4 protein-coding genes and 2 pseudogenes are annotated in these 9,635 nt (G+C 46.6%); 5 read left to right on the forward strand and 1 reads right to left on the reverse strand.

The features are described 5' to 3' along the window. From BM210_RS35275 to BM210_RS33675, 5 genes and pseudogenes are all read left to right on the forward strand, one after another. A pseudogene (locus tag BM210_RS35275) lies at window positions 1-371 on the forward strand (class I SAM-dependent methyltransferase); the annotation flags it as partial. Window positions 372-670: 299 nt separating this feature from the next. Further along, window positions 671-1,423 carry a class I SAM-dependent methyltransferase gene (locus tag BM210_RS33660; protein ID WP_091177041.1) on the forward strand — a complete coding sequence of 251 codons (753 nt, stop codon included), beginning with the start codon at window positions 671-673 and terminating at the stop codon, window positions 1,421-1,423. Window positions 1,424-1,957: 534 nt separating this feature from the next. Continuing rightward, entirely contained in the window at window positions 1,958-2,629 is a 672-nt protein-coding gene (locus BM210_RS33665; RefSeq protein WP_091177038.1) for a CBASS cGAMP synthase, read from the forward strand. Between the two features lie 514 nt (window positions 2,630-3,143). Next, entirely contained in the window at window positions 3,144-8,834 is a 5,691-nt protein-coding gene (locus tag BM210_RS33670; protein ID WP_218185019.1) for an S-layer homology domain-containing protein, read from the forward strand. A gap of 96 nt (window positions 8,835-8,930) precedes the next feature. Then, entirely contained in the window at window positions 8,931-9,209 is a 279-nt protein-coding gene (locus BM210_RS33675; RefSeq protein WP_091177040.1) for a hypothetical protein, read from the forward strand. A gap of 220 nt (window positions 9,210-9,429) precedes the next feature. On the opposite strand, the pseudogene BM210_RS33680 reads toward BM210_RS33675, so the two are convergent. Beyond that, a pseudogene (locus BM210_RS33680) lies at window positions 9,430-9,635 on the reverse strand (IS110 family transposase); the annotation flags it as partial.

Raw genomic sequence — 9,635 nt, forward strand, 5'->3', positions numbered from 1 at the left:
ATTATGATAATGAGAAGTGTGAACCATTACATTGGAAGCTTAAGGTAGCTGAAATAGTAAAAGTTTGGCTAGGTGATGAAAGAAGAGCTGGTAATAGTACTTACACGCCTCCCAAAGAAAGATTCGAGGACACCATTACAAAATCTAGATTTAAGGATGTTGAAAGACACGTTTTACCGAGTTATTCCTACAATTGGACAGTAGACACTATTCTCGGAAATTTGTATTCCACTTCATATGCCTCCAAACGTTTTTTTGGTGAGAATCTGGAGAAATTTGAAAATGAATTGAAATCCGCTTTAATAGATACTGATTCAACTGGTATATTTACCGAAGAACTATCCGTATCAGTCATTACGGCTTATAAATAACTAAGAGTAATTCGGTCATTAAACTATCGAGGAACGATAGTTAAACATAAGGGTTTCACATATTATACATGACTAATATGTGGAACCCTTTATTTCATCTGAGTTTTATAAATTTACTCAATACACATCAAAGAGGCTGCTGGGAAATAATTCGGTAGCCTCCGCTGGCTAGCGGGAGTAAGATTCAACAACTGTTGTTGGTAATATTATACAATAGGGGAAGCAGGAAACCGATCTGGAAAATAGAATTTATCATTAAAACACATCATTGAAAGGGTTGATTAATATTGGTGAGTTCAATACAAGAAGAATTAATTCTATCCAATAAGAAGAGTTGGGATGAGGTGGCTCCACGGTTTTTCGGTAGAACTGCACTTCCAACTTACGGTCCATTTGCTCCATTGGAGAATGACTTGAACTTGTTTGGCGAAGTTTCAAAATTAAATGTTTTGGATGTTGGCTGCGGTAGCGGCCACTCTCTTGAGTATATGGCATCTCGTGGAGTTTCTGAGCTTTGGGGAATTGACTTATCCGAAACACAACTTGAAGCTGCTCAAAAACTGCTGAAGACGCATGAAGCAATCTTGAGATTATTTCAAGGACCAATGGAACAGGACCCTGGACTTCCAAATAATTATTTTGACATTGTTTACTCCATTTATGCTATTGGTTGGACCGTTGATTTAAAAAAGACATTGCAAAACATATACAACTATTTGAAGCCGGGCGGACTCTTTATTTTCAGTTGGGAACATCCATTACATAATCGCATTAAGTACGAAAGGGATTCTTTTGTAGTTAAAAAATCTTATCACGAAGAGGGACTTCATCAGTGCGAAGCGTGGAACATTCCAGCTATGATGAACCAAATTAAACTCAGTACATATATAAATGAATTAATACAGACCGGATTCCAAATTGAAAGGGTTGTCGAAGAGGTGGTTATCCCAGAACAGGCTGAACTCGAAAATCCAATGAGATGGTATTCGGTTGAAAAGGCAACATTTATCCCACCTACATTTATTATCAAAAGCTCTAAACCACAAAAATAAGTTAGTGTTAACGGAAAACGATAGTGGAGGAGCAACTAGTAGCTTGCCTGATGGCGGCTTTCTTTTGTTCATTGAAGTACGAAGAACGTTTGTTCAATAAGAAAGCAGAACGAGGCTGCCGGTATGAATTGGCAGCCTCGTTAAAGTAACGGGCAGCCAATTCCTCCTTGGTAACTGATACAAAGAACACTTTTACATCTTCTTTTTCAATCCAATGCGCACTTGCATCTATTCCCTTTTCAATTAAAATCGAGAGCAGATTCTGCGACTGTTCGTGTGGATGTCTTTTATCGTATCAAGCAGCTCTCGGTTCGCTTTGCTACGTTTGCTTTCCGGTCGCTTGATATGAGCATAATAGCCGCTTCTTGAGACGCTTAGAGCCTGGCACATCTTCGCAATCCGAAACTCGAAGGGGTGTTCAAAGATAAATTTGAACCTCATTATTTCTGATTTTTCGCGAAGTAGGCTGCCGCCTTTTTTAGAATATCATTCTCTTCCTTGAGATCCGCTAACTGCTTTCGAAGCTTACGTATCTTGTCAAATTGCCATGATCTGTTTATTAATTTTCATAAAGAAATTTATCTGGATTCGACCCAAAAAGAAAGTCTTCGGACATCCAGAAATGAAATTCGCAAGAAAATCAAAAAATATTTCATGGAGGAGCTCGGACTAGCCGAACCTAAGTTTTACGGTCAGGGCTTCTATATGATGAATACGACCGTCACTCCAATCGATGGGGAGTACGAAATCGATGATGGGATTTATTTAGAGCATCTAAAGGATACAGATGAAAAGGACTGGGCTACACCGGTAACCGTGCATAATTGGATAGTAAAGGCAATGAAAGAACATACGACCACCGATCCTGTAGATAAAAACACATGCGTTCGGGTTATCTACAAAGCCAATTATCACGTTGACCTACCGATTTATGTGAAGAAAACGGATGCACATCCTAAACTTGCGCACAAAACGAAAGGTTGGATCGATAGTTATCCGAAGGAACTTACGAAATGGTTCAACGATGAAGTGAAGGAAAAAGGGAATCAACTCAAAAGACTCGTTCGATTTTTAAAGGCGTGGAAGGATAATAAAGAAGGAGTTGTTAAACTGCCGAGTGGAATGTTTTTAACCATTTTGGCTGCAAATCACTTTGTAGCCTACTACCCGGATGAGGATGATGCCGCACTTGCGTTTGACCGATGATTATTTTTCCACATCAAAATGATTATGCTAATATCCGGTTTGCTTGTTTATCAAGCACTCTAAGAATTAAATCGCTATTATTATCCCAAATAATGATTATATTCAGTTCCATTTGGAACAAGGATAATATTATATTGATGTTAATATATGTTTATCAATGTTAATATTGACTGTAACGACCTTACCCCAATACATTTATCTTTGTAAGTGCTATTATTATTGCTAAGAAGGGGGGATGCAATTGCTCATTATTGGTTATTGACATAATTGAAAAAAACGATTGCAGAGAGGCTTTACACGAGCAGGCTTTCATTGAAGAAACGTACCTTTATGGTGTTTACAATGCTTGCCGTTTTTCCCGAACGAGTTTACCTACCAATAGGCAGCCTCAGCGGGTGCACTGCCAGATGAAACACTACCTGGCTGAGTTTTATTCTGGTGCTGCCATTCCACCCGCAACTACTGCGCCACGAAAGTGAAGCGCTTACAAAAGATGAAGGAGGAGAATTTGACAATGGTACTGCGAAAGATGAAAAAGAAAATCTTAGCTGGTATATTAAGTGCTGCCATGATAGTCGGAAGTTTGACTGGGGGATTGATAACGGTGTCAGCGGCTGAACACCCCATATACGCCTCGTTAGATCCGAATAGCGCGGAAGCAATTACCTTTGACGGCGCCACGGTAAGCTGGAACGGCAAAACCTGGACGCTGGGCGCCAACACAATCTTTTTGGATTGGCGCTTGACGGACGCGCAGCTGGCGGCGAGCAACGGCCACGCCTTCCGCTCCATACAGGATGCCAAATGGGGCACGACGCTTACGATGGGAACACCTGAAACAACCGACGACGTTGTCATCCCCAAGGGCCTTGTAAACGGCACGGAGGCCAGCCGTATGACGATTCTGACGGCCCCCGGCGTTTACTGGGTTGATAACCCGGACGATAATAACATTCGCCCGCTGCGTGACGCGAGTGACCCCGAAACTAATGATACCACTACAATGGGCAACGCCACGCCTATCGGTATGACGCTGACGACGAACTACCTTTATTTCTTCGGATTGAGCAGCGATTACAGCAAAGTGGTATACGCCTCCGCCCGCGGGCAGCAAGCGGGCGCAAACGGAAACTTCACGATGTTTAACCTTACGGGCACAGGCGGCGTGTGGACAGACAACGTCACATTCGCCAACTACACGAACATAGACTTGAACTTCCCGCTTAACAACGAAGCTAAGGCGTGGACAAGCGCGAACCCCACACTTGCCGCCAACATTCTCGGCCTTAAAGACGGCGGATTCAGCCGCCCTATGCGCAGCGAAACGAGGACGCAGGCTCAGTTGTTTATGGGCGCCAACGCTTCGGGCAGAGGCGGCATCTCTGTTAACAGCGCGTTTATGAGCCTCCACAATATGCTGGCCCTCGGCCAAGCCGTAATGATTAATTGCTATATCGTCGCGGGCGGCCATTCGGGCAACCCTTCTATCTATATGAATAGCGAACTGCACTTTTATATGACCCAATTCAACAGCGGCACCCAATTCTATAACAGCGATATCTATGTGGATCCGTTTGAGGTGAGCGTAAACGGCCTTGCCGCGGCGGATACATACATATCCGGGCTTAACGACGCGACTGACGTGAACAACGCGGTTATGGTTGATACGCGGATACATCGCGGCAATACGCTGCTTAAAGGAACATCCGCGAAACCTGCGCCGCAAGGCGGTTTCAAAGCCCTGTTCAACTGGGCGGGCAAAGGACCTATGAACCCCGCCAGCCGCAATTACCAATCCAATGTGACGTTTGACGGCGCGCCTTACATTGTGCAAGAAGCAATTACCCCGGGAGTCGCAATCAATATGACAGGCGACCTGCTTAAGGCGTATAAGCTTGAATCGAACGGTAAAGCTTACTACAACGTGAAAAATATCATAGGCACTACTAACTACACGGCGATTGCCGCTAAAATCGCGGAAGCCGCTTTAGTCGAGAGGAACAGCAACTTAAGGCAAGCTATGTATGATTCGCTTACTGGCGGCACGAACTATAACACAATCGCCACGAACGCTACGCTGACCCGCAGCGGCAGCGGAAACCTGCGTAAAGGCAGCGGCGCAAACGCGACGACCACGCTCACAGCCGCAGTGGCTACCGGGAAAACCAATCCCGGCGACTGGGAATTTTCCGCGTATTCCTATACTCACGAAGCGACGGGCATAAACAAGGCGACGAGCAAATTAATCACGGGCACGGATGTGATATCGCTCCAATCTACCGGCACAAACACAACCACGGTCACGGCTAACTTAACAGGCGTTACGGACGATGTGAACCTGTATGTTATAGCGAGAAGCCCTTCCCTCGGAATCGCGCGCGGCATACCCCTGACTGTTGAGGCCGAATACCAAGCGACGCCTGTATTGGCTGCGGGGGCAAGTCTGCTTGACCCTGTGAACGGTGTAGCCAAAGTGAATTACACAATAACCGGCTTCACAGGCACGGGCGCGCAAGCGGGATTACTTGATAGAACCGTTGTTGACTGGTTCCGCGTCAACGCAGCCAACCCGGCGGTTAGAACCCCTGTAGCCGTCTCGCGTGACGGCAGCGGCCCCGTGAAGGATTATGCGGTAAACGAAGGCGACATAGGGTATTACTTGCAGGCCGAAATTTCGCCCAAATATAACCACAGCGCGGTCGGCGCCAAAACTACTTTGACTATGACTCGCGTAATCACGGCGGCGGACGTTAAGACCCATTATTGGACCGACACAATCAAAAACGGCTTTACGGCCACAAGCGGCAAAGAAGTGATATGGTATGATCAGCCGCTTCTTGCTAATATTCCCACAGCCGCACAAAATACGGTAACGCCCGGCACGATGATGATGGTGAACGGGTGGAGGAACGACGCGAAAGGCGGCAGCAACAACTCCGTCACGTGGAATTTCTCCGGCATTGAACCGACAGGCGGCGCAAGCGGAAACGCTGGACCCGCTGCAGCCACGTCTCGTTTGTTCTACGTGCCGCCCACCTATAGTGGCAAGTTCGGTGATATGACCGAGGAAGTAGGCCTTGTATCCAGCAAGGGCGGCTCCGGCTTCGGCAGCTCGCCAAGTTTCCTGGATATTTATATCAAAGCCGATACATTGAGCAACCCCGACCCCAACAGTTATATGAGGCAGAACAAAGATAATAGGGCTTATTCACCCGGTATTAAGAACGGGTACGGCTTACGGATACAGCGCATGGACAATGCAGACGGGATTAGTAAATACGCACTGGAAGGCTCGAACACGGGCGGCGCCGGCGCCGGCACAAACGTGTTCCTTATGAAATTTAATAACGGCGAGGCATACGCCGACCCGGCAAGCTCACTCGGTACAGACTTCGGCACTAAGCTGGATCAAACTATTACCGACCTGCAAACCGGCGTAACTTACCCTAAAGGCCCCAGAGGCGCAATGACCAGTATTTATGATGGTATTGAGGGTATGGTTGACGACGTGCGCATAACGATAAGCATGATTCAAAAACCTGATGATCCGACCAAAGGCATTTTAACGGCGATCGTCTATGCCAATGACGCGCAAGACGGCGTAACGCTTGGCGGCGAGGCTTATGGCTATATGAGCAACATAAAGCTGGAAGCGGAAGTTGACTGGAACGATTTCGGCGGCTTCGGCACCACATACGCCAGCAGCACCAACGCGCCTACCTCGCTTAACACCGCTAATATCAACTCCGCCATTTATACATCTTGGAGGGCAGAGGCGGTTAAGGGAGCTCCGGGAGCCTCTGATGCCACTGTTACAAGTGTAACTGTCGCTGGAGTAAGGGCCACCGTTTCTAATACTGTCTACAACGTAGTACTTCCGTACGATAAAGTATTAGCGAACCTTAAAGCCTCTGACATCGTGGTAACTACCACTGATGTTAATACAACTGTAGGCACTGCCACGACAAGCGATGGGGGTAAAACCTGGAAAGTCGTAGTAACCGCACAAGACGGTGCAACTAAAGTAACCTATACCATCAACGTAACGGTAGGAGCAGCTCCGGTAGCCCCAACTATTACCACAAGCAACTTGCCAATTGGCGAAGTTGGCATTGCCTACAGTCAAATGTTAGTTGCAACAGGCGATACCCCAATAACCTGGAGCATCGCAAGCGGCAGCTTGCCGGCAGGACTTTCACTGGAAGCATCGACAGGTAAAATAAGCGGAACACCGACTGCAGTTGGTACAGCAAGCTTTACAGTCAAAGCTACCAACGCTGCGGGAAGCACTACCATTGACTTGAACATTTCCATAAGCAGTAGCAGCGTCAGTAACGCGCAGCTGTCTAACATGACCGTGAATCAAGGCACATTGACGTTTTCACCGTCGCAGCTTAATTATACGGTCGACGTTCCTAACGCTGTTACAAGTCTCAATTTGGCAGTAACCAAAGCAAATTCATACCAAACGCTCACGGTTTCGGGTGCCGTATACACCACGGTAACGGGCAGTGTATATAACTACGCGGCTTCCAATCTGATTGTTGGGTCTAATCCAATCCAGATTACGGTAACCGCGCAGAATGGTACGAGCAACACATATACGATCAAAGTAAACCGTGCACCAATTATTGCAACTGAAACACCTATTCCAGTAACCAATGTACCAGTCACCATTTCAGTTCCAGCAGGGGTAAGCGCAAGTATTCAAGTCACCCCAACAGGTGGGGCTGGATCGACCGTACAGTCAACTCTTCCGTTAGTGGACGTGACCTCCACCACAGCACAATTGGGTATTGTCAGTCTTACTATACCTACCGGAACAATCGTTTCGGCACCGGCAGGCTGGACGGGAGTCATTAACTTACCTCAAGTGCAGGTGAATAGCAGTGTAACAATGAATGGAACCGTTAACGCGGTCATTGAAGTGGGATCAACTACGCAATCATTAACTTTTAGTCGAGCAGTAAGATTAGTGATACCGGGTATGGCAGGAAAAAGTGCAGGGTTTATTACTCCAGGCAGCACCGTTGTATCTCCTATTACAACCGTGCTAAATGCAGATAGTCAGGTTGCTGGAGATGCATTGCCAGCTGGCGGAGAAGGCAGGATTGATTCCGGCAACGACATGGTTATTTGGACGAAGCACTTTACTAAATTTGTCACTTATACACCAGCACCAACAACGCCTGTTTACACTAGCAGCAGTGGTGGCGGTGGAGGCTTATCAACGAATTCAGATTACATCTTTATAAGCAAAGGTGGCATGTTAACCCTGAACGGCGCTACGATTATCGTTCCGGCGGAGGCAGTGGCTAGCAGTTTTATCAGCCTAAAGGTCACCGTAGATAAATTAATCGATACGTCCAACTTACCGATGGATGCATCTTTAAAACTGATTAGCGACGTTTTTGAAATGAAGACAGACAACGACGGTAAATTTACCAAGTTGGTATCGGTCACACTGCCTTTTGACATTAAAAAAGTAGATTTTGATAAATCCGCAGTGGGCATTTACTGGTTAAATGAAGTGACTAAAAAATGGATTCTGCTAGATAATATCCAAGTGGATAAGGATAAGGGAACAGTGACGGGTGCTGTCGATCATTTCACGAAATTTGCTGTATTGACTACGGCAAAACCAACTGTTCCAGTAAATCCAACGATTAACTTTAGCGATATCTCCGGACACTGGGCTGAGTTGAACATCAAGCAAGCGGTAAGCAGTGGAATCGTCAACGGTTACCCAGACAGTACGTTCAAGCCGGAGAAAACCGTGACGCGCGCAGAATTCGCAGTTATGCTGATGAACACGTTGAAGCCGCAAGGTGAAGGAGCGGCTCTGACGTTCACAGATGCAGCGAAAATCGGAGCTTGGGCGCAGAAAGCAGTCGCGCAGGCGGTGCAAGCAGGTATTATTAGCGGCTATGAGGATGGATCCTTCCGTCCGGGTGACGAAATTACACGCTCGGAGATGGCCGCGATGATTGCGAACGCGCTAGGGCAGTCCATTCAAGCGACGGTTACAACCAGCTTCGCGGATGACAAGGATATCCCTACCTGGGCGAAAGGCTCAGTAGCGTCCATGAAAAAGCTGGGCATTATCGAAGGCAAAGGCACGAACGAATTTGCTCCTGGCGATAAAACGACAAGAGCAGAGGCGGTAGCGGTGCTGCTGAAGATGCAGGCGCAAAAGAGCAAGTAAATGGAAATTAACCATGTCTGCTTTGAAGTCAAAATCAAAGCAGACCCATTATTACATGCGATGACCGCTGCCAACCAAGCGGATTGGAGTTGATTCATGCTGAGAGTTATGTTCGGAGATGACGATATATTATCGGTGAATCGGCCAACCATCAGGACAGCAAGCAACCGCCGCAAACATCCTGAGCATCACGCGGCGGCGAATTGTGGATTTACTCAGCCAAGCCTCAGAATCCTGAATCCCTTTCCCAGCAAGGGTTTAAGCCGCTTTTGGGGACAGAGGTTCGACTCGGTTGGATCAAAAATAGCGACGGTACTGACGGCTGCGATTTGTGACGCTCCAGTCGCTATCGTCGCTTTTTTAGGGGCAATTTAGGGGTTCTCCTTGTTATACTCAAAGTGGAAATGTCTCTGGAGCTTGGTTGATTTTTAGATGGAACTAAACTATACCAGCTAATAGCTTGTCAAGATTCCCAGTAAAATGAACCTAAATCATATGGTATTGTTAAATTAAGCATACTAAATAACCTACCAAGTCATCGTCGTTTTTGGAAGGTTATACCAGTGATATGATGTTAAGTTGAACGAAATGTCTTTTAATTTCTCAAGATGGCGTGGAGCCAATGAACTAGCTTATTTGCGCATGCTACCAGAGCCACTTTATGCGGCTTTCCTTCAGCTCTTTTACGATCATAAAACTCTTTGAGCCGCATATTGCGAGAACGGATAAGTCCGCACTGAACGCCCATAACCAGCGCATAACGAAGTTGCCGGGAGCCACGTTTGGTGATTCGATTTTGAG

Source organism: Paenibacillus sp. 1_12 (assembly GCF_900114475.1).
Lineage (GTDB): Bacteria > Bacillota > Bacilli > Paenibacillales > NBRC-103111 > Paenibacillus_S.